The following is a 22,892-nucleotide window of genomic DNA, read 5'->3' as shown; positions in this document are numbered from 1 at the left end:
AGATGATTAAAATATCAATGATTGAAATATAGCGTTCTTTTCAACGGGTTGCGGAGTAGAGTATTCAGTTGAGTGTTTATGGGTATCCTTAACACGCTGCGACCGTACTGAATTGTTCAGGGAGCTTATCAATCAGGAGTAGGGTATGTCTCAGGTTAATCTGCGCATCGATCAGATCCATGAAGCGATCGAGCGACAAGACGATGTTACGCTGAATAACCTGCTGGCCGAAGTCAGCAGTAGCGAAACAGCCCGTCTTATTGAGGCTTCTACCCCGGAAAATCGCTCAGTTATATGGGCATGTCTTGATGTGCAGAAGCGCGCCGGGGTGCTGAAAAGCATTCATGGCAAAGTGCGTCAGTTTCTCATCGATAATACCCCGCAAGAGGCTTTGTTAGAAAGTCTGTTCCTGTTGCAGCCGGATGAACTGGCTGATATCGATGAAGATCTTCCCGGTACCGTAATCAATGCGATGATTGCAGCGATGGATGAGCTGCGCAAACGTCGCTATAACAGTGTTAAGCACTATCCGGATAACACGGCGGGTGGCCTGATGGACACCGATGCGACCGCGGTCAGAGCCGATGTGTCGGTGCTTTCTGTGCTGCGGTATCTGCGTTTGCTGCGCAATAAAGAGGGTGAAATGCCCGAGCAGCTGGATAGTCTGATGGTGGTGGACCGGACCAATAAGCTGTTGGGGGTACTGCCGCTCAGTGAAGTTGTCTCACTGCCGCCCGATACTCTGGTGGCCGATATTCTGGATGAGAGCTTTCAGGCGATACCGGTCGACGCCAGCCAGGAGCGGGTTGCCCGCATATTTGTCGACTGTGATCTGCTGTCTGCACCGGTGGTTGATCATAACTATCGCTTATTGGGTCGCATTACCATTGATGATGTGGTCGATGTGATTCAGGAACAGGCCGACGATAAGTTATTGCGCTCGGCTGGTCTGGAAAGTAATGCGGATATGTTTTCGCCGGTATTAACCAGCGCCTACAAGCGGGGTTACTGGCTGGGGATCAATCTGATTACTGCGTTTGTTGCGGCCTGGGTGATCGGCTTATTTGAAGCGGTAATTGAACAACTGATTGCACTGGCAGTACTGATGCCGGTGGTGGCCAGTATGGGCGGGGTGGCGGGGTCGCAGACGCTGACGATTGTGACCCGTGGCCTGGCGCTTAACCAGATTGGCCGGAGTAATATCCCGCAACTGATCGCCCATGAAGCCTCCGTGGTGTTTCTTAATGGCCTGGTCTGGGCGCTGGCGGTGGCGGCTATCGCGCTCTATTGGTTTGGTGATCCGATGCTGGGTGTCGTGTTTGGCATGGCGTTAATGATCGTGCTGGTTACCGGTGTTATCGGGGGGATCTTTATTCCGTTATTGCTGCAACGGATGTCTATTGATCCCGCTGTGGCGGGCAGTGTCGTGCTGACCACGTTTACCGATGCTATCGGTTTTTTTTCCTTCCTGGGGTTGGCAAAACTGCTTATCTGACTCTTAAACCACTCCAAAGCAAGCCCGAGCGTCAACTGCTAAGCTAAAACAGGGTTAAGCAAGTAGGGTTAGGCAAGCAGGGGGAGGCAAGCAGGATAGAGCCATCGCATGATAACTGCTGTGTTGCGCTAAGCCGAAGCAATCTTCTTAACCTAATAGATAATGAGCACCAATAACAGGTACCAGACAACGAGGTAAGGATGGAATTTATTACTGTTGGCGAAACTATCAACTGTGTACGAGTCTTCAATGATCCCGATACCGGCGAAGAGAAGCGGTTGGTGGTGACATCGTTTAATGCGCAGGTTGACCGGGTCGCTCCCCATGTAGCTGCGGCACTGACTCAGGATGAGCGGGAACAGCTTGCACACTGGCTGACTGACCGAACCCGGTTGCAGTCTGTACTGGAAGAGAAGTCGATTGAAACGACTATTCTGGAAACTCTGCCTGCGTTGATGGCGCAGGCAGTCGATGCGCTGGATAAGCTGGAAACGTTGGATCGTAAGACCTATGAATCGATCACTCAAAGCCTTAAAGCGCTGAGCGACGCTCTGGAGCGGGCAGAGTCTCACACCACCTCACATTCAGTTGAACTTGATCAGATGCAGGATGACGAAGCACTGAAAGAGCGTCTGGATGTGATCCGGGATAATCTGGAAAAAAGAAAATAGCTCAAAAATATCATTATCGGGACGCCGTTCCTCCAGCCGGGATAGCCGAAGAAAACGCCCCGCAGCCGCTGACGTTATTTTTCGGCCGGTGTTGTGGTTTGTTTTTGCAGCAGGGTTAACAGCGTATCACCGGTCATCGGCCTGGCCAGCAGATAGCCCTGGATCATGGGTGAACCAAACTGCTTTAGCAGATCCAGCTGACTCTGTGTTTCCACCCCTTCAACGACTGTTTTCAGGGACAGGGAACTGGCCAGGGAGATCATGCCTGAGACCAGTGACTGAGTGTCCTGATTAGACTCAAGGTCATCAATAAATGACTTATCAATTTTGAGTCGCTGAACCGGATATTTTTTCAGATAGCTGAGCGATGAATAGCCGGTACCAAAATCATCGACGGCGATATCAACCCCCATCGAAACCATGGATTCCAGTTGCTGATAGATCTTTTGTTCTTCAAGTAACAGAATGCTTTCAGTAATTTCAATGATCAGGTCGGAACCCTTGAGTTTCAGGGCTGTTATTTCCTGTGTCAGCTGTTCCTCCACATCCCCTCTGAGAAACTGCGAGCTGGAGATATTGATACTCACTTTGGGCGCATGTTTACAACTATCCGAAAGCTCACGGGCAAACTGACAAGCTTCATGGATCACCCATTTGCCAATCGCGTGAATCAGAACTGATTCCTCAGCGATGGCAATAAACTCATGGGGAGAAACCGTGCCCCGCTCAGGGTGTTGCCAGCGGATCAGCGCTTCTACCGATTCAATGCGATCGCCATCGATGGACCATATGGGTTGGTATAGAAGGTAGAACTCATCTCTTTCCAGCGCTTTAAACAGATCCTGCTCAAGTTGGCTTCGGCGCAGTGAGTCTTCGTTCAACTGCTGGTTAAAATATTCCCGGGTGTTGCGACCTCTTTGTTTTGCCTTATACATAGCGTTATCGGCATTCAGCAGAAGGCGTTCCGGGGTTGCAGCATTATCGGGATAGATTGCGATACCGATACTGCAGGAGATATAGGCCTCATTGTTTTCAAGCTGATAAGTTTGTACAAGGCTGTGCAGGATTTTCTGGGCAATCTCTTCGATGGATGCGATGCGGGTTAATTCGGTAATCACCACCGCGAACTCGTCTCCCCCCAGACGCGCGACCGTATCGGTTCTGCGAATGCAGGACGTTAACCGTCCGGCAACCTGTTTCAGTAACAGGTCCCCTGCAGAATGACCAAATGTATCGTTGACGTACTTAAAGCGGTCAAGGTCTATATAGAGCAGGGCGGTTTTTGTCTGGCTGCGGTCGGACAGCGCGAGTGCCTGTTTTAAGCGGTCTTCAAACAGATGGCGGTTGCACAGGCCGGTCAGTGTGTCGTAATTCGCCTGTTGGATAATGATCGCTTCATCCTGCTTTCGCTGGGTGATATCACTGAACAGTGCAACATAGCCCTCATGTTCGCCGGCGGGGTTAAAACGGCAGGATATCGTCAGCCATTGGGGATAGACCTCTCCGTTCTTTCGCTTGTTCCAGATCTCTCCCTCCCAGGCATGAGTCGCTTCCAACTGATGGTTCATCTCCTGATAAAAACTGCTGGGATGTAAGCCTGATTTCAGAATCGAGGGGGTTTTACCCCGGACTTCTGATTCACTGTATCCGGTGATCTGCTCGAAGGACTCATTAACCATCTGAATACGGTTGTGCTGATCTGTCACCATTATTGCTTCTGCTGCAACACTGAATACAGCAGAAGCCAGCCTGAGTTTTTCCTGTGCTTTCTTCTCTTCGGTGATCGGTTGCTTCAGGGCAATATAATGGGTGATCTCTCCCTCTTCATTGATGAGCGGGCCGATGGAGGAACGCTCCCAGTATAAGCTGCCATCTTTGTGCTTATTATGAAATTCACCCTGCCAGGTTCCCCCCTCTGACAGTGTTTGCCACATTTTTGTGTATTCAGTATCAGAGGTCTCTCCGGATTTGAGAATCCGTGGGTTGCGTCCGATAACCTCATCTTTGCGGTAACCGGTGATCTTTTCAAAGCATCCGTTAACGTATTCGATTGTGCCGTCCGGATCGGTTATAACGATAACGGTGGGGCTGTGTTCAACCACCTCGGAGAGCAGTGCGACCTCTGCTTTCATCTCCATCGCTCTGTGGCCATTGCGAACCACAAACACTGCCCCCACAATCAGGATAATGTTTGATATGAGCAGGATCAGCAGCAGACTCAGTTTCTGTTGCAACCAGAGGAAAAAAGAGCCCTGATGGTTAACCACGATGGCAACCGCGAGAGGGTACTTGGTCAGTAAGCGGATCGCAGTGGTGTTGAGGGGGAGAGTCCCGAAAGTGTTATTGACCCAGTGTTCATCAGCTCCTTCCGATAAAATGGCTTTCAGATGCTGAATAACATAGGAGCGGTTTGGCCCGTATAATCCTTTCTGTAACAGGGTGTTACCCTCGAGATCCGTCAGGTATACGCTGTCGCTTTTTTCCAGATCGAGGTCGCTGATATAACGGGTAAGGTAGCTGGGATTAAAGGTCGCAATAATGAGTAGCCTTTCTCCCTGCCGGGAGTCGGTTTCAATGGCGATGGGGATAAGTTCCCGCAAACTGGCCTCATCAGGGAAGGTGCCTTGTGCTGGAAGAAAGCGACCTTTAAGGGTGTTGCCTATGATTAACCCTAATGAGTAGGTGCTGCGGGCGGATTGATCCAGCCCTAAAATGTTCAGATTAATATTTTTTGGCGAGGTCGTCTGAGTGTCTATCAGGGTGTCGCGCCCCTTAATCACCACAATCTGTCTAAGCTGAGGGGCAAACTTCAGGATTTTTAGTGCTCTGTCACGGATTCTTGCTGTATGTCCCTTTCCCAGATCGCCATCCAGCAGATCATCGGACAGTGACACCAGGCTGACCTCGAGTCCCTCCAGGGTTCGGGTAACGGTGCCCTCAATCATTCGCGCATAGAGAGCAGAGCGTTCAGTGCGTTCCTGAATACTCTGCATAAAGCTAAACCAGAGAACAACAATAAACAGCAGGGTGGTGGCTAACACCCCCCCATAGACCCATCTGGCGAAAGAGGGAGGCTTCTTTTGATTAGTACTACGCATAAAATTACAACTCGCATCAAAGAAGCGGAAGAAAAACGATCATATATCAGTTGCAGGCTTGAAATGAATCAGAACATAGAACTTAATTGACCCCTGACAGCAAACCCGGAGATAAGAATGATGCCGTTTAACTCTAAAATCATGCTCTTTATCGCATTATCGCTGCTGACGATCTCAATTAACAGTGCCAGTGCCAGTGCCAGTGAACGTTCTGAAAAAATTATCCAGGCAGGCCAGATCCGGGTCTGTATCTGGCCTGATTACTTTGCCATCAGCTATCGCAACCCCCGCACCGGGCAGTTGGAAGGGATCGACATCGATATGGCCCATGAACTGGCCGACTCCATGGGGGTCGGGTTACAGTTTGTAGAAAGTTCTTTTTCTAAGCTGGTGAGTAATCTGAAAAATGACGCCTGTGACATCGCGATGCATGGTGTGGGTATCAGAGACAGTCGCAAGCCCTTTATGGAGTTTTCACAACCCTATCTGGCCAGTGGAATCTATGCCGTCGGCACCAAGGATAATACCGGAATCAGCCGCTGGGAGGATATTGACAGGACCGGTGTGGTGGTCGTGGTGCAGAAAGGCACCTATATGGAACCGGTAGTGAAACAGACTTTTAAGTATGCCAGTGTCTCCGTTGTGGATAGTTTTAAAGCCCGTGAACAGGAGGTTCTGAGCGGCAGAGCCGATGTGTTTATGACCGATTACCCTTATGGCAAGCGGATGGCTGCACTGACGCAGTGGGCGGTGCTGATGGCGCCGAAAAAACCACTGGCAAAAACCTATTATGCTTATGCCGTGCCGAAAGGGGAGATCGATTGGTTAAAAGAGGTCGATGATTTTCTTAAGGCGATGAAAAAGAGCAACAAGCTGTATCAGTCGGCAGTAAGAAATGGGTTAAGTGAGATCGTGGTTACTGACTGAGAGTCTCTCTGTTTGTCGCTATACAGCAATAAAAAAGGCTGATGTGATAGATCAGCCTTTTTTGCTTTGCATTCAGGAATAAGAGTGTTCCCTCAGATGTCTGCTCTTATTTCGCTTTAGTTGGCCAGCATCCACTGATCCAGACCGAGGATATCATCCGGGCTCAGCGTGCCCACCTGCTGTTTAAAACTGAACAGGTTCTGGATGTAATCGAAGCGGGCATTGGCATAATCCCGTCTGGCTGAATAGAGTTGCTGTTCGGCCTGCAACACATCGACAACATTTCGGGTGCCCACGTTAAAGCCCTCTTCCGTTGCTTTCAGGGCGGTCTCGCTGGAGAGGATGCTCTGTTTGCGGGCCGCTACACTGAGGACATTGGTCTGCAGGTTGCGTAGCAGGTTACGGGTCTCCTGAATCACGGCACGCAGGGTATCATCTTGTGTATAACGGGCCTGTGCAAAGCCGTATTCGGCCTGACGACTTTTCGAGCTGGTGGCACCACCGGAGAAGATCGGTACTGATAGCGTCAGACCGATCTGGTTGGTGTCTTCCCAGTTGTCATTGCCGGTAGGCTTACCTTTATCCCGATCATAACTGGCGGTCAGCGACAGGGTCGGCAGGTGACCACTGGAGGCCGCCTGCGACTGACGTCGTGCAGCTTCAGTATTTGCCTGGGCGACTTTCAGTGACAGGTTGCCAGCCTGTGCTTTCTCAATCCAGGCCTGAGGATCGATTGGGCTGATATTCTCAATCGGGTACTCTTTGGAGAGGGGATCGATGCTGCCGACAGGCTCACCTGTGAGTCGCTCGAGTTCCTGGAAACTGTTGTCCAGATCACCCTCGGCCAGAATTCTGGCAACCTTGGCATTGTCATAGGTTGCCTGAGCTTCCTGAACGTCGGTAATGGCGATCAGGCCGACTTCAAACTGGGCGTTAACCTGGTCCAGACGGCGTTTGATCGCCCGTTCCTGAGCCTGCGCGGTTTCCAGGGCAGTCTGTGCTCTCAGGACACTGAGATAACTGTTCACGACCCGCAGAATCAGAGCTTGCTGGGCCTGATCAAACTGCAGGCTGGCCGCTTCAGATTGCGCCTCTCCCTGCTTGTAGGTAAACCAGGAAGCTGCGGAAAACAGTGGCTGACTCAGGCTGACGGTATAACCGTGATTGTTGTAATTCGCATTTTCCGCTTCGATCCAGGTGGTATTGCCGGTCAGTGAGATGCTTGGCAGCAATCCAGCCCGGCCTTGCGGCAGGGCTTCTTCACCCGCTTTGGCACCCGCCTCAGCGGCCTTCAGTTGTGGATCCTGATCGAGGGCCTGCTGATAGATCTCCGTCAGTGCTCCGGCGTTTACCTGGGGAGCAATCAGGGCACAACTGATGGCGGTCGCCAGCAGAGTACGGTGTATTGTACGTTGAGTTGCTTTCACTGCTCTGATCCTTGTTCCATTAGTTGATAGTCCGGCTCTACTTTTTTGAACAGACGCCGTCCCAGATAGCTGTAAACCGTTGGTACTATAAATAAGGTTAACAGGGTACCAAAGGTCAAACCACCGACAATTACCCAGCCTATCTGCTGCCGGCTCTCGGCACCGGCTCCAAAGGCGACTGCCAGTGGTACGGTACCCAGCACCATGGCGCCGGTAGTCATCAGAATAGGGCGCAAACGCATGGTTGCTGATTCAATAATAGCCTCTTGTAGCTCACGTCCCTGATCCTGCAGCTGATTGGCAAACTCCACGATAAGAATACCGTGCTTAGTGATCAGACCGATCAGGGTGATCAGGCCGATCTGACTGTAGATGCTCAGGCTGCCGCCAGAGAAGTACAGGGCAAAGAGACCACCAAACAGCGCCGGGGGTACCGAGAGCATAATGATCATCGGATTACGGAAGCTTTCAAACTGTGCCGCCAGCACCAGAAAGGTGAAGATCAGCGCTAATATAGCAGTGACCATCAGGCCGCTACCAGACTCTTTAAACTCCCGTGACTGTCCGCCAAAGTCGTACAGGGTTTCCGGGCTGATCTCTGCCATCTGTTGCTCAAGAAAATCCAGCGCCTGTTTCAGACTGTAGCCGGGTGCCAGAATCGCCTGAAACTTAACTGACTTCATCTTATCGAAGTGGTTCAGTTCCTTAGGCGCGACACTCTCTTTAATGTCGACCACCGAGCTCAGCTGCACCATCGTGTTGTCGTTGGTGCGCAGATACAGATTGCTCAGGTCGCTGGGGCTGCGGCGCTGGCTGGGTTCAACCTGCAGGATAACGTCGTACTGTTCCCCCTCTTTCTTAAAGCGGGTGACATTACGGCTCGCCATATAGGTTTCGATACTGCGTCCGATCAGGTTGATATCCAGGCCCATCTCCGATGCTTTATCCCGGTTCACATTCAGTGACAGCTCGGGTTTATTAAGCTTCAGGTCGATATCGGGTTGCACAAACCCCGGGTTCTTTAATATCCGCGCCATCAGCTGGTCAGAAATGGTTTTCAGCTCAGCATAATCGGTATTCGACTTGATGATGAACTCCACTGGCCGGGAGACAAAGCTTTGTCCCAGGGAGGGCGGGTTCATGGCAAATGACATGGTACCGGTGACGCCACCAAACAGTTGGGGTGTCAGCTCGGCAACAATACTCTGCTGCTTCTGTGTCCGTTCGTCCCAGGGCTTCAGGCCAAGGAAGGTCATCGAGTTGGTTTCAGTCGGGAAGCCGACGATGGTAAAGTAGCGATTGCCGCTGGGTTGTTTGGCAATCATCCCCTCAACCTGTTTGGCATAGCGGTCGACATAATCGACCGATGCGCCATCGGGAGAGATCGACATCGCCAGAATAGTACCCCGGTCCTCCACAGGCGCCAGCTCCTGCGGTAACTTAGTGTACAGCAGACCTGCACCCCCCAGACTGACCGCCATAATCAATACCGCCAACAGGCGAGAGCGCAGTACTTTCTTCAGCAGCGACTGATAGCCGTTGGTGAGACCCTGAATCCAGCCTTCAATCAGATTGAAGATCGCACTGTGGCGTTTTTCATGATGCAGCAGGCGTGAGCACATCATCGGTGATAGCGACAGGGCGATAAAGCCGGACACCAGCACGCCGCCAGCCAGCGTCAGGGCAAACTCAGTGAACAGTTTGCCGGTTCGTCCCGGTGTAAAGGCTACCGGTGCAAACACCGCGACCAGTGTCAGGGTGGTGGCGATAACCGCAAAGCCGATCTCTTTACTGCCTTTAAAAGCCGCCTGGATAGGCGATAAACCCTCCTCAACATGGCGGTAGATATTTTCCAGCATAACGATGGCGTCATCGACCACCAGACCGATCGCCAGCACCATCGCCAGCAGAGTCAGGGTGTTGATACTGAAGCCCATCGCCAGCATCAGGGCAAAACTGCCGATCAGTGACAGCGGGATCGTTATCACCGGAATCAGGGTCGCCCGCAGATTTCTCAGGAAGAAAAAGATAACTGCGATAACCAGTACGCTGGCTTCAAAAATAGTTTTGAACACAGACTTGATCGACTCAGAGATAAAGATCGAAGAGTCATAGGCTATTTCAACATTCACCCCTTCCGGCAGCGCGGCTGTAATCTGTGGCAGACGCTCCTGGATACCGTTTGATACATCCAGCGGGTTGGCTGTTGACTGCTTAACCACCCCGAGGGCGACGGCGGACTTGCCTTTGAAGCGGGATTTACGACGTTCATCTTCCGGGGCGATCTCCACCCGGGCAACATCACGGACTCTGACCGCATAGTTGTTGTCATTGCGGATGATGATATCTTCAAACTGTTCAATGGTGTTCAGATCAGTTTTTGCCAGGACGCTGAACTCCCGTTGATCACTCTCGATACGACCGGCAGGAATCTCTACGTTCTGACTGCGTAACGCGTTCTCAATATCCTGTGGAATAACCTGATAAGCCGCCATTCGAGCAGGGTCCAGCCAGATGCGCATGGCAAAGCGACGATCACCGAACAGCATAACGTTGGCAACACCATCTACCGTTTGCAGCGGGTCTTTGACCATCTTATCGGCAATCTGTGAGATCTCCATCATACTGTGATTGTCGGAGGAGAGTGCCAGCCAGAATACCGGTTGCGCGTCCGCTTCCGTTTTCGCTGTGATGGGTTCTTCAACATCATCGGGCAGGGCGCCCCGCACCCGGCCAACCCGGTCACGGACATCACTGGCCGCATCGTCAGGGTCACGGGTCAGCTTAAAGGTAACCGTGATCTGGCTTTTTCCCGAGCGGCTAACCGAGCTGATGTAATCGACCCCTTCGATGCCAGACAGCGAATCCTCAATAATCTGAGTTACCTGCGTTTCTATAATCGACGAACTGGCACCCGGGTAGTTGGTTTCAACGGTGACCACCGGCACATCGATCTTAGGATATTCCCTGACCGTCAGACGGTCGTAAGACACTGCGCCGACCAGTAATATCAGCAGACTCATAACAGTCGCCAGTACCGGTCGTTTGATACTGATTTCAGAAAGGATCATATTCAGGCTCCCGGTTGTTCAGCCGAAGGCTGCGCGGGTTGTTCTGTACCATCAACAAAAATAGGTGTGACAGGTGAGCCAGGGAATAGCTTGATCTGCCCGGCCGTTACGATCACCTGGCCTGTTGCAAGACCCTCGAGAATATTTACCTCTCCTTCGCGACGCAGACCCAGTTTAACCGGCGACATCGCTATTTTTCCGTCGTTGACAGTCATAACGAAGAAGCTGTTGTTCTGAGGGATAATCGCCTCTTCAGGCACCATCACCGCGTTTTCATTGGTGCTGGTGATAATCTGAATACGGGCAAACAGGCCCGGACGCAGCAGGTTGTCACGGTTCTCGATTCTGGCGCGGATAGCAATATTGTGGCTGCGCTCGTCGATGCTGGGGGCGATGGCGTAGATGGAGCCATTGAATGTTTCACCCGGCAGTGCGTCGACCTGAACCTTAATCTGCTGTCCGTTGTGGATATTGGCCAGCTGATTTTCCGGCACTTTAAAGTCGACTTTCATGGTCGCGATATCGGTCAGCTCCACCAGATCCTGACCGACAGTGACATAATCGCCAGGGCTGAATTTCCGCAGTCCGATAACGCCGTCAAACGGGGCCTTGATAGTCATTTTATCCAGCTGAGTCTGAGCCACCTGTTGTTGCGCCTGATCCACCTGAAGCTGAGCCAGGGAGGAGTCCATATCCTGTTGTGAACCTACTTTTTTCTTAACCAGACTGGCTGCCCGGTTGTAGGCGATACGGCTCAGATTAACACGGGCCTTACTTTCCTGAAGCTGAGCTTTGTACAGGGATGACTCAAGTACGATCAGCGTCTCACCCGACTTAACGGTGGAACCCTCGGTGAAAAGAACCTTCTCAACACTGCCGCTCTGTTCTGGTCGCAGGATGATTGATTCGTTGCCACTCAGACCACCGACCGCTTCGATCATATGGATGAGTGATTTGCTCTGTACGTGGATTACCTCAGCGGGAAGTCCCTGAGCATGTACAGCAGGTGTACAGGTCAATATCAGGCTGAGGAGTGTAGGGGGCAAGAACTGTTTAAATTTCATTATTATCTCCATCCTTAGTCTCAGGATTTTCCAATGGTGCATACAGTGTATAAATAACGTCGGCCACTTCTCGCAGAGGGGTGGTTGAAGCTTCAACTTTGGTGCGTAGCAGTGCGCCTTGCCAGCTATCCCAGAACAGTTGTGCCAGAGCCCTCGCGGAAAGGTCATTGCGGAAGCAGCCCTGTAACTGACCCTCCTTAAAACTCTCTTCGATGCAGTCGATCACGCGGTTACAGGACAGACTGATAATCTCGCGAAATGAGTTACTGGCGTTACCTACCTCACCCATCAGGTTGGTTAATAAACAGCCTGTCGAATCAGGGTCATTCTCATAATCAGCGATGAACTGGTCGATCGCAAGACGGAATCGCTCAAGAAGATTACCTTCGATGGCGTTGGTCCGTTTTTCCCATTTTGCATCTTCAAGCTGATGGCTGTATTCCAGCACTTCTACAGCAAACTGCTCTTTACTTTCGAAGTAGTTATAAAAAGAGCCTTTCGGCACCTGGCAGGTATCGAGAATCTCTTTCAGGCCGGTGCCGTGATAGCCTTTCCGATTGAATAGCTCCATGCCTGTTTGCAGAATCCTTTCTCTATTGTGTTCATTGCGCTTCGGGCGGTTCATGTTAATTAGACCGGTCGTCTCATGAGTGGAAAAGCAATTATAGTTCCCACTGAATGAAATGCAATGTCGTTTAGATTAAAGTTTTCTGCTTGCCTGAGCATGACCGGTGTTGCTGTTGCTCAGGGTATCTGTGATCAGCATAAAAAAAGCCGGGCTTTGCCCGGCTTTTTGTTTAGCGATAGCTTTATTTTTCCAGCGCGGCTTTGATCCGGCTGATGGCATCGGCCAGTATTTCCAGTGAGGTGGCGAAAGAGAGGCGCATATTTCCCGGTGCGCCAAACGCTGATCCCGGTACCAGTGCAACACCGGCTTCCAGAAGCAGGAACTCAGCCAGATCGATATCGTTTGCAAAGCGATCATCTTTATCGATGATTTGCTGAAAACTTGGGAATGCGTAGAATGTCCCGTCAGCCGGAATACAATCGACCCCGTCAATCTCGTTGAGTTTTTCAACCACGAAGTCATGACGCTGTTTGAACGCCTTAACCATCTCTTTCACACACTCCTGATCGCCATCCAGTGCAGCTTGCGCGGCAACCTGAGAGATCGACGTCGGGTTGGAGGTGCTCTGAGACTGAATCTTCTTCATCGCGCCAATCAGCTGGGCCGGGCCTGCGGCGTAACCAATCCGCCAGCCGGTCATCGAGTAGGCTTTAGATACGCCATTGAGCACGATGGTGCGATCATACAGTTCAGGGCAGACATTCAGAATGTTGATGAATGGCGTTTCAGTGAACAGGATATGCTCATACATGTCATCAGTTGCGATCAGTACATCTGGATGCTTCGCCAGCACTTCCCCCAGACCTTTCAGCTCTGCTTCTGTGTAAGCAACGCCGGTTGGGTTGGATGGACTGTTCAGCACCAGCAGACGGGTCTTGTCTGTGATCGCTGCTGCCAGTTGCTCTGGGGTGATTTTGAAGCGTGCTTCCTGGGTTGTGGTAACAATCACGGGTACGCCTTCGCCCATCAGCACCATGTCGGGGTAAGATACCCAGTAGGGTGCTGGGATAATCACTTCATCGCCAGGGTTCAGCAGGGCCAGTGACAGGTTGAAAAAGCTCTGCTTACCGCCACAGGAAACCAGAATCTGATTGGCTTCATAGTCAAAACCGTTGTCCCGTTTGAATTTTGCAATAATCGCTTTTTTCAGAGCGGGCGTGCCGTCAACAGCTGTGTATTTTGTGAAGCCGTTGTTAAGGGCATCAATAGCAGCGTTTTTAATGTGATCCGGGGTGTCGAAATCAGGTTCGCCGGCCCCCAGGCCAATGATATTTTTACCCGCTGCACGCAGTTCAGCAGCACGGTTAGTCACTGCCAGTGTCGGAGAAGGTTTAATGCTGTTAACGCGATCGGAGAGTTGCATTGTCCTAGCTGTATCCTCTGAAAAAATGTGGTGCTGTACCACGGTGTGTTCAACCGATAAATGATACCGGAATCCGGGATGCGGAAAAATCCTTTTCGACGCGGAATCAGATTAAAAGTAGTATTTATTTCAATAAAGAGGCAACTATTTCTGCAAAACAGATCAACGCTAAGGCTGAATGATCATTCAGCAGAAAATATTTCTTACAGGTATAATAGTCCGCTTCAGTTTTTGGCCCGTACAGATCATCTATGAAACAGCGTTTTCAGGTTCAGTCAAAATTTCAGCCCGCAGGAGATCAGCCTGCCGCCATCGCAGGGCTGGTCAACGGAATTCAGGCCGGTCTGGCCTCGCAGACACTGCTGGGGGTAACCGGTTCCGGTAAAACCTTTACCATTGCCAACGTGGTGGCTGAATTGCAGCGGCCAACGATCGTTCTGGCACATAATAAAACGCTCGCCGCCCAGCTTTATGGTGAGTTCCGGGAGTTTTTCCCCAATAACGCCGTCGAGTATTTCGTATCCTACTACGACTATTATCAGCCAGAGGCTTACGTTCCCTCCTCAGATACCTTTATCGAAAAAGATGCGTCGATTAATGAGCATATCGAGCAGATGCGTTTGTCTGCCACTAAAGCGCTGCTGGAGCGTGAAGATGCCATCATCGTTGCCACGGTCTCTTCAATCTACGGCCTGGGTGATCCGAAATCCTATCTGGGGATGATGCTGCATCTGGACCGGGGAGATGAAGCGGACCAGCGGACAATTCTGCGTCGTCTGGCGGAACTGCAATACACCCGCAACGATATCGAGCTGCATCGCGGAACCTACCGGGTTCGCGGTGATGTTATCGATGTGTTTCCGGCGGAGTCGGAAAAAGAAGCGATACGTATCGAGCTGTTTGACGATGAGGTGGAAAACCTCAGCTATTTCGATCCGCTGACCGGGGAGGTGCTGCGGCGGGTTCCCCGCGCCACCATCTATCCCAAGTCTCACTATGTTACCCCGCGGGATATTCTGGTTGCCGCAGTCGACCGGATCAAGGAGGAGCTGGTCCAGCGGCTTAAGCAACTGCGGGATAACGATAAACTGGTTGAAGCGCAGCGACTTGAACAGCGGACACTTTATGATATCGAGATGATCATGGAGCTGGGCTATTGTTCAGGTATTGAAAACTACTCCCGCTACCTGTCAGGCAGGGACCCTGGACAGGCACCGCCCACCCTGTTTGATTACCTGCCGGACGATGCGTTGGTGGTGGTGGATGAGTCACACGTGACAATCCCGCAGTTAGGGGCGATGTATAAAGGAGACCGTTCCCGTAAAGAGACGCTGGTGGAATATGGCTTTCGACTGCCATCCGCTCTGGATAACCGGCCTATGAGGTTTGAGGAGTGGGAAAGGCAGGCACCGCAGATGATCTTTGTCTCGGCAACACCGGGTAAGTATGAAGCTGCAAACGCTGGCCAGGTCGTGGAACAGGTGGTACGTCCCACCGGTTTGCTTGACCCAGAGGTTGAAGTGCGTCCGGCCCGTAATCAGGTGGATGACCTGCTGGGGGAGATCCATAAAGTTGCCGCAAAAGGCGAACGGGTGATTGTCACGGTGCTGACTAAACGGATGGCTGAGGATCTCACCGAGTATCTGGATGAACACGGTGTTCGGGTGCGTTATCTGCACTCCGATATCGATACCGTGGAACGGGTTGAGATTATTCGTGATCTGCGTATCGGAGAGTTTGATGTGCTGGTGGGTATCAACCTGTTGCGGGAGGGTATCGATATGCCGGAAGTGGGGCTGGTGGCGATTCTGGATGCCGATAAAGAGGGTTTCCTGCGATCCGAAACATCCATGATTCAGACGATCGGTCGGGCGGCGCGGAATATCAATGGCCGGGCTATTCTCTACGCCGACCGGATTACCGGCTCGATGCAGCGGGCGATGGATGAAACCGGGCGTCGGCGGGAAAAACAGATGATTCATAATCAGCTTCACGGTATCACTCCGAAGGGAATCATGAAGTCAGTTGCCGATATTATGGAAGGGGCTTCTGCCATTCCCGGACGTAAAAGTAAGTCGGGCCGTAAAGTGGCTGAGCCAAGCGCTGAATATCAGATCGATCCGAAACAGCTCAGTACCGCTGAGTTGGCGAAAACCATGAGTCGCCTGGAAGATCAGATGTATGAAGCGGCAAAAAATCTGGAATTTGAAAAAGCTGCGCAATACCGCGATCAGTTGGAAAAACTCAAGCACAGCGGATTATAAAAATAGACTTATTCGCAGTGTCGGACCGGATGGGTGTTCTTTGATTCCGGGCTTTAGTCATGAGGCTGGTCGATAGATCCGTGGGGAGGTCAGATTTGATCTCTGCTATATATATACAATAATACAGTTGTTTGAAATTAATCGGCTGCTCAATCTGGGTAGTCGGCGCTTATATATGGCAGGTAAATAACGTTACAGACGTGTACATTTAGACCCAGTTCACAAGGGATTGTAATGTATGCATCGTTGTCTTAATTTTGAAGCCATTGATATTTTGTTTATCCCTGATCCTGACCTAATTGCCGGAGCCCTTTTATGAAAGCCAGAGCGGTTCTTTTTGCTCTGACCATCCTCTGTTGTCTTGTCGCGGCTACCGGGGTGATCGCTAATTATCTTAATCTGGTTAGCTTTAGCGAGCGTGATGCTCAACGCAACGCTGAGAATACCGTTGATCTGCTGCAGCATGAACTGGATGCCGTATTCGATGGCTATTACCGGCAGGTAGCATTTCAGGCGGTGTTGCCTGAGATCCAGAACTATCTGCTTGGAGAACACACAGATGTTACCCCTCTGCTGAATCACGTGTGTACTCTGTCCGGCGCTTCGCTCTGCTATATCCTCGATAAGCAAGGCATATTTGTGGCCGCCAATGATTTTCAATTTAAAGCTCAGACACTCAATCAGGACTTTGCCTTTCGTCCCTATTTTAAAGAAGCGGTGGCATCTGGCGCTTCTGTCTATCCGGCGCTGGGTGCCAGTACCCATGAGCGGGGGGTCTACTTTTCTCACCGGGTGCTGGATACTGATGGGCAATTTATCGGGGTTGTGGTGAACAAATACCCGCTACAACCTTTAGAGCAGGTATCCTGGCAGCATGCGGGTCATGTTGTGTTGTTGGACCGCAACGGAATAATCTTTGCCTCCAACAGACCGGATTGGATTTTTAGTAGTCTGTTACCACTGGATCCGATGCAGCAGGCGACCATTCGACAAACAGGCCAGTATGGTACATTGCCAGAACCCGGGGTTGAGTTTAAGTGGTTGCCCGATGGTGTCATTCAGGGGGACTCCGGCGAGCATTTCCGCGCCTACCAGGCCAGTGTTCAATATTTGCCAGGCTGGTCCTTAACCTATCTCGACAGTACTGATCTTTCTCCCTTTAGCAGTCGTCGTTCGCTATGGCTGTGGTTAATGATCGGCTTCAGCCTGGTGGTCATTGGCATGGTGAGTTTTCTGTATCGCCAGGGGAGCAGACAAATTTTGCTTCGGCAGCAGGCTGAAGCTGGCTTAAAGCGCAGTGAAACACGGCTGCAGCAATTATCACAGGTGTCTACTGAAGCGATTATCATGCACCGGGGCGGGCAGATTCTGGACTGTAACCCCGTGGCAGAGGAGATGTTTGGTTATAAGCGTCGGGAACTGATGAATCTACCACTGCTGCAGTTGTTCAAAACGGACCATCAGCAGGATGTCGAGCAATACTATAACCATGATGAGCCCGGCTTCGAGGCGGAAGCGATACGGGCCGATGGGGTGTTGTTCCCGGTTGAGGTCAGCTATCAGTTTACTCAGATTGACGGTGAATCCGTGGGGATGAGCTGTCTCAGAGATATTTCAGAACGAAAAGAGTATGAGCATCGGGTGCAGTATCAGGCTCAGTTCGATGCCCTGACTAATCTGCCTAATCGCAAGCTGATGCGGGCCCGATTAAACCGGTCGATTATCAATGCCCAGTCAAAAGGCAATCTGGTTATCCTGATGTTTATCGACCTGGATGACTTCAAAAAAATCAATGACACTCTGGGGCATGAGGTCGGGGATGAACTGTTGGTGATGGTCGCCCGGCGGTTGCAGGATGCTGTGAGAGAGGATGATACTCTGGCGCGGTATGGCGGTGATGAGTTCATTTTGTTACTGGAGAATCAGGATAACCTCTATAACGCCGAAATTGTGGCGCAGAAAATTCTGAAGATGCTGGCGATGGCGTTTCAGATACAGGAGCGTAGCTTTTACATCAGCGGCAGTATCGGCATCGCTGTCTCTCCGGGGGATGGTGTGGATCCGGATGAGTTGCTGAAAAAAGCAGATACGGCCATGTATCGGGTTAAAGAGCAGGGACGCAATGGCTTCAGCTTTTACTCTCCGGAGATGAATGATTACGTCTTAGGTCGTCTGGAGGTGGAACAGCAACTCAGGGGTGCGCTGGAGCACAATGAATTCTGTATGCATTATCAGCCGATCTACTGTCTCAACCGGAAAAAGGTGATCGGTGCTGAAGCGCTGATTCGCTGGAATAACCCCACACTGGGGCTGGTCTCGCCGGAACAGTTTATACCGGTAGCGGAGCAGACCGGACTAATACTGCCGATCGGCGAATGGATTATACGGGAGGTCTGTGAGCAGGGCGTTCGCTGGCGCCGTAGTCTGGGGGAGGATTACCGAATCGCTTTGAATGTCTCTCCCCGACAGTTCCGTGATGGACAGATAGTGCCGGTACTCTTGCGGATTTTTGAAGAAACGGGCTTTGACCCCACCTGTTTAGAGATTGAGATCACCGAAGGTTTGTTGGTGAGAAATGATGACTCTACTGCTCAGACATTATCACAGCTGAAGTCGCTGGGGATCTCGTTATCGATGGACGATTTTGGCACAGGCTATTCATCGTTAAGTTATCTGAAACAGTTCCCCTTCGATGTGATTAAGATCGATCGTACCTTTGTGCGTGATCTGGCCGATGACCCGGGCGATCAGCAGTTAGTAACGGCAGCACTGGCGATGGCTAAAGGGATGGGCCTGAAAGTAATTGCCGAAGGTGTTGAGAATCAGTTTCAGATGGATTTTCTAGCCAGTGCCGGGTGCGATGCTCTGCAAGGATACTATCTGGGGCGGCCAGTATCAGCAGAAGAGTTTCAGGAAAAGATCATCCCATCGTCCGAGTTCAGAAAAATGCTTGAGGTATAAACCAACACTATCGACAGATAGTGTTGGCTTGCTGGCCAGAGAGCTGGCTCTGTGAAGATCGGTGCGATTGTCAGTAGTTATTTTGAAGCGTTATTACTGCGCTATCGCTGTTTCAGGTGCCAGGTAGTCGTAACCTAAGTCTGATGCCACTGCCTGGCAGGTGATGTTGCCCCGGTGGACATTTAAACCATTGCGCAGGTGTGGATCATCCAGCAGTGCCTGTTGATAGCCTTTATCAGCGAGGGCAACAGCAAATGGCAGGGTGGCATTGGTCAGCGCAAAGGTCGAGGTGCGTGCCACGCCACCGGGCATATTGGCAACACAGTAATGGATGATACCTTCCACCTCATAGGTAGGGTCCTGGTGGGTGGTTGCATGGGATGTTTCAAAGCAGCCCCCCTGGTCGATAGCCACATCCACCAGTACCGAGCCATTTTTCATCTGCTTCAGCATTTCCCGGGTGACCAGTTTCGGGGCTGCGGCGCCCGGAATCAGTACTGCGCCGATCACCAGATCCGCAGCGATCACCTCATGCTCAACAGATTCAACACTGGAGTAGAGCGTCTTCAGCCGTGGTCCATACTGTTCATCCAGCAGCTTCAGGCGGGCGAGTGACCGGTCCAGTATGGTGACATCGGCACCCAGGCCCATTGCCATACGGGCGGCATTGATACCGACAACACCGCCGCCAATCACGGTGACTTTCGCTGGTGCTACACCGGGAACACCGCCGAGCAGAACACCCATGCCTCCCTGCGCCTTTTCCAGTGCGTGGGCTCCTGCCTGAACCGCCATCCGGCCTGCTACCTCACTCATCGGTGCCAGCAGCGGTAATCCACCCTGCGCGTCGGTAACCGTTTCATAGGCGATGGCAATACAGTCAGATTCAACCAGTAAACGGGTCTGTTCAGGATCCGGCGCGAGGTGAAGGTAGGTAAACAGCAGTTGTCCCGGACGCAGCATTCTGCACTCGTCAGGCTGAGGCTCTTTTACCTTAATAATCATCTCGGCGCGGTCGAAGATCTCCTCAGGGGTGTCGATCAGTAAAGCTCCGGCCGCTTCATATTGTTCGTTCAGCAGACCTATCGCAGTGCCTCCGTCACGCTGCACCATCACTGTATGGCCATGGCTCACCAGTTCACGCACACCGGCTGGCGTCATACCGATGCGGAACTCATTGTTCTTTATCTCTTTAGGGATACCGATCAGCATATTCAGTTCTCCTGCAGGTGAAATAACAAAATAATCCTTCGCTCACTTAAAGTTAGCACCGGTTATGGGGATTTTTCCGCCAAAAAAAAAGCAGAATTCAGAGTTTTCGCTGGCATAGAGATCAAATATCAGAAAGATTAACAGTGAAATTTTTTAAATGAATGCTACTGGTCAGGAGCGGTTTTGCTAACACCGTTGGTGTCGGTATACCCAGAGCGGAACAATAGCAGGCCGGATCACCAACTCATTAGTCTATTGTTATCAGGGCAAACGTTAAGTAAGGAGTCCCTAAGGCGCGTGTCAGCGATATCCCGTGACGGCCTGATAAGGAGTTGCTAACTATTTAAAAAATAAAATTAAATTACCTATATAAATAGTAGTCATAATTGTGTTCCAGTTGAATATTCACTAGTCTCTACTACTATTCCCTGTTATTTCACAGGGTGAGGCATGCAGAAGAAAGAAATGGAGAAGGTAAGCGTCTTGAGTGATCCCGTCCCTATTGTCATATGCGATGATTCCCGTTTGGCGCGTAAGCAGATGGCTGCTGCTTTACATGGCTGGAATGCGGAAATTACTTTTGCCGAACTAGGCCAGCAAGCGCTGGATGCTGTTCGGGCTCAAAAAGGCGATATTCTGTTTCTGGATCTGAATATGCCGATCATGGATGGCTATCAGGTGCTGGAACAGATCCGCAAAGAGGACCTGCCAACCCTGGTGATTGTGGTGTCTGGCGATGTCCAGCCTGAGGCCAGAAAACGGGTGTTAGAGCTTGGGGCGCTGGAGTTTATTAAAAAGCCCTGTTCTCCCGAGATTATTGCCGATGTTCTCAACCGCTATGGGTTACTCACCGAGTTGGAACATCCTGATAATCAACTGCCCGGTGAAGAAGTCATTGAACTGCCGGATTACTATCAGGAAATTTCCAATATAGCGATGGGGCAGGCCGGGGCCATGCTCGCCAGCTTGCTGAATACGTTTGTCGATCTTCCGATTCCAAAGGTAACGCTGGTGTCTCCGGATGCCATTGACGCATTGCTGCTCTCGGCTTCCAGTGAGGGCTTTAACCTTGTCAGTCAGGGGTTTGTGGGACCTGATCTCGCAGGGGAAGCGTTACTGGTGATAAAGCGTAGTAATCTGGATAACATTACCTGGCTGAAGGACCTTCAGGGGGATGTGAACCGGCGCGAGGCTGAATTAGAGATGTTTCTTTCTAATGTCCTGATCGGTGCCTTTTCCTCCAGTTTTTCCAAGCAGCTGGATATCTCTTTAAGCAGAGCGACACCGATAATATTACGTAATTTTACAGGGATGACCGAGCAGAACGCCCAGTGGCAGAAGACGCTGATGATCTCTATCGATTATCAGTTGAATACTCAGGGTTTCCATTGTGAGCTTCTGGTGATTTTTACCGCAGACTCTCTGCCTAAATTAAAGGAAATGACGGGATATTTTTCATGACAGGAGAGATACTTCAGGAAATCGAAGACCTGCACTGGAATCTGGGGTTATTGCAGAACCTGGAAGTGGGGCTGGTTGTGGTTGACCGCGATAGTTATATCTGTATGTGGAATGGCTTTATGGAAAACCATTCCGGCATTTCCGCCAGCAAAGCGGTTAATCAGAACCTGTTCTCTCTTTATCCCGAACTGCCTGCGCTCTGGCTCAAGAAGAAGATTGAGGCGGTTCTGTTGCTTAACAATACTGCCTATATCTCCTGGGAGCAGAGGCCATATCTGTTTCCGTTTAAGAGTAACAGGCCGATTACGGGGAGTGCGTTTTATATGTATCAGAATGTCACTCTGCTGCCTTTAAGTTCGCCGTCCGGACAGGTTGACCATATCGGCATTCTGATCTACGACGTCACCGATAATGCGATAAGCCAGCAGAAACTGGAGGACGCGAATCAGCAGCTACAATCCCTGAGTCGGACCGATGGGCTGACGGGGTTGTATAATCGCGCCTACTGGCAGGAATGTCTGGAAAAAGAGTTTGATCGCTTTGCACGACTGCAGGAAACAAGCTCCGTTATCATGTTTGACATCGATCACTTTAAAAAAGTGAATGATACCTATGGTCATCAGGCCGGTGATCTGGTGATTCAGACAATTGCGCAGACTCTGCAGCAATATGTGCGTAAAACGGATATCACTGGCCGTTATGGTGGCGAAGAGTACGGTGCTATTCTTGTCGGTACCAGCGGAGCAAATGCGCTGGTGTTTGCTGAACGGTTACGTGCTGCCATAGAAGCCACTGTGATGCCCTATGGCGAGCATAAACTAGCGGTCACCATCAGTCTTGGTGTTTCAGAAATATCATTTGCGCAGGCCAGTGCTCTGGAATGGCTGGAACAGGCCGATCAGGCGCTTTATAAATCAAAGCAGAATGGTCGAAACCGGGTCACCCTCTTCGATAATGAGGGCTGATAAGGCGCCAATAGCATCTATTTTGTCAACATTTATACCGCCAGTAGCGGCGGATGATGGGCCGGCAGGTTGAAGGGATCGGCATTTTACTCAACATAGATGAAATAAAGGTTATAACGCGGAAAAAATTATTCAATAAACTATTGAATAGATTGGATGCAACCGTATAATACGCATCACTTCAGGACTATAGCTCAGTTGGTTAGAGCGCTACCTTGACATGGTAGAGGTCGGCGGTTCGAATCCGCCTAGTCCTACCAGATATAAAAGAAACCGCCTTCGGGC

The 22,892-nt window shown here is 50.9% G+C and carries 14 protein-coding genes and 1 tRNA gene; 8 read left to right on the top strand and 7 right to left on the bottom strand.

Going from position 1 to position 22,892, the window contains the following annotated elements; genetic code table 11:
- The first annotated feature begins 145 nt into the window (after nt 1–145).
- Entirely contained in the window at nt 146–1,495 is a 1,350-nt protein-coding gene (gene mgtE, locus BMY09_RS07565) for a magnesium transporter (protein WP_091356112.1), read from the top strand.
- 200 nt (nt 1,496–1,695) lie between these two features.
- Nucleotides 1,696–2,166 (top strand): hypothetical protein, encoded by a 471-nt coding sequence (locus BMY09_RS07560; protein ID WP_091356109.1) that lies wholly within the window; start codon nt 1,696–1,698, stop codon nt 2,164–2,166.
- Between the two features lie 74 nt (nt 2,167–2,240).
- Here the strand turns inward: BMY09_RS07560 and BMY09_RS07555 are convergent, their stop codons facing one another.
- Nucleotides 2,241–5,264 (bottom strand): EAL domain-containing protein, encoded by a 3,024-nt coding sequence (locus BMY09_RS07555; RefSeq protein WP_091356107.1) that lies wholly within the window; start codon nt 5,262–5,264, stop codon nt 2,241–2,243.
- Between the two features lie 117 nt (nt 5,265–5,381).
- Between BMY09_RS07555 and BMY09_RS07550 the strand changes: the two genes are divergently transcribed.
- Nucleotides 5,382–6,191 (top strand): substrate-binding periplasmic protein, encoded by an 810-nt coding sequence (locus BMY09_RS07550; RefSeq protein WP_245756525.1) that lies wholly within the window; start codon nt 5,382–5,384, stop codon nt 6,189–6,191.
- Nucleotides 6,192–6,307: 116 nt separating this feature from the next.
- Here BMY09_RS07550 and BMY09_RS07545 read toward each other — a convergent pair whose 3' ends face one another.
- The 5 genes from BMY09_RS07545 to BMY09_RS07525 all read right to left on the bottom strand — a co-directional run bounded on the left by BMY09_RS07545 (nt 6,308) and on the right by BMY09_RS07525 (nt 13,744).
- The gene (locus BMY09_RS07545; protein ID WP_245756524.1) at nt 6,308–7,618 is read right to left on the bottom strand and encodes a TolC family outer membrane protein; all 1,311 of its coding nucleotides are present in this window, start codon (nt 7,616–7,618) and stop codon (nt 6,308–6,310) included.
- Entirely contained in the window at nt 7,615–10,689 is a 3,075-nt protein-coding gene (locus tag BMY09_RS07540) for an efflux RND transporter permease subunit (protein WP_091356104.1), read from the bottom strand. Before BMY09_RS07540 ends, BMY09_RS07545 begins: the two co-directional genes overlap by 4 nt.
- A 2-nt stretch (nt 10,690–10,691) precedes the next feature.
- A complete protein-coding gene (locus tag BMY09_RS07535; protein WP_245756523.1) occupies nt 10,692–11,753 on the bottom strand; it encodes an efflux RND transporter periplasmic adaptor subunit in 1,062 nt (353 codons plus the stop codon).
- Nucleotides 11,743–12,378, bottom strand: coding sequence for a TetR/AcrR family transcriptional regulator (locus BMY09_RS07530; protein WP_091356099.1), 636 nt, complete (start codon nt 12,376–12,378; stop codon nt 11,743–11,745). The genes BMY09_RS07535 and BMY09_RS07530 overlap by 11 nt, the downstream gene beginning before the upstream one ends.
- A 184-nt stretch (nt 12,379–12,562) precedes the next feature.
- Entirely contained in the window at nt 12,563–13,744 is a 1,182-nt protein-coding gene (locus BMY09_RS07525; protein WP_091356096.1) for a pyridoxal phosphate-dependent aminotransferase, read from the bottom strand.
- A 251-nt stretch (nt 13,745–13,995) separates the two neighbouring features.
- On the opposite strand from BMY09_RS07525, the gene uvrB reads away from it, so the two are divergent.
- Together uvrB and BMY09_RS07515 are read left to right on the top strand one after the other, a co-directional pair.
- Nucleotides 13,996–16,008 carry an excinuclease ABC subunit UvrB gene (uvrB, locus tag BMY09_RS07520; RefSeq protein ID WP_091356094.1) on the top strand — a complete coding sequence of 671 codons (2,013 nt, stop codon included), beginning with the start codon at nt 13,996–13,998 and terminating at the stop codon, nt 16,006–16,008.
- A gap of 315 nt (nt 16,009–16,323) precedes the next feature.
- Nucleotides 16,324–18,969 carry a bifunctional diguanylate cyclase/phosphodiesterase gene (locus BMY09_RS07515; RefSeq protein ID WP_091356091.1) on the top strand — a complete coding sequence of 882 codons (2,646 nt, stop codon included), beginning with the start codon at nt 16,324–16,326 and terminating at the stop codon, nt 18,967–18,969.
- Nucleotides 18,970–19,062: 93 nt separating this feature from the next.
- Here BMY09_RS07515 and ald read toward each other — a convergent pair whose 3' ends face one another.
- Complete coding sequence (ald, locus tag BMY09_RS07510) at nt 19,063–20,181, bottom strand: alanine dehydrogenase (RefSeq protein WP_091356089.1); 1,119 nt, start codon at nt 20,179–20,181, stop codon at nt 19,063–19,065.
- A gap of 450 nt (nt 20,182–20,631) precedes the next feature.
- On the opposite strand from ald, the gene BMY09_RS07505 reads away from it, so the two are divergent.
- From BMY09_RS07505 to BMY09_RS07495, 3 genes are all read left to right on the top strand, one after another.
- Nucleotides 20,632–21,642, top strand: a complete 1,011-nt coding sequence (locus BMY09_RS07505; protein ID WP_091356085.1) for a response regulator — start codon at nt 20,632–20,634, stop codon at nt 21,640–21,642.
- Nucleotides 21,639–22,607: a sensor domain-containing diguanylate cyclase gene (locus tag BMY09_RS07500; RefSeq protein ID WP_091356083.1), complete on the top strand. Its 969-nt coding sequence runs from the start codon at nt 21,639–21,641 to the stop codon at nt 22,605–22,607. Before BMY09_RS07505 ends, BMY09_RS07500 begins: the two co-directional genes overlap by 4 nt.
- A 183-nt stretch (nt 22,608–22,790) precedes the next feature.
- Nucleotides 22,791–22,867, top strand: a tRNA-Val gene (locus BMY09_RS07495).
- Nucleotides 22,868–22,892 lie beyond the last annotated feature (25 nt).

The organism is Amphritea atlantica, assembly GCF_900111095.1.
Taxonomy (GTDB): Bacteria; Pseudomonadota; Gammaproteobacteria; order Pseudomonadales; family Balneatricaceae; genus Amphritea; species Amphritea atlantica.
The sequence above is the reverse complement of the archived record's forward strand: the minus strand, read 5'-3'. Positions and strand labels throughout refer to the sequence as shown.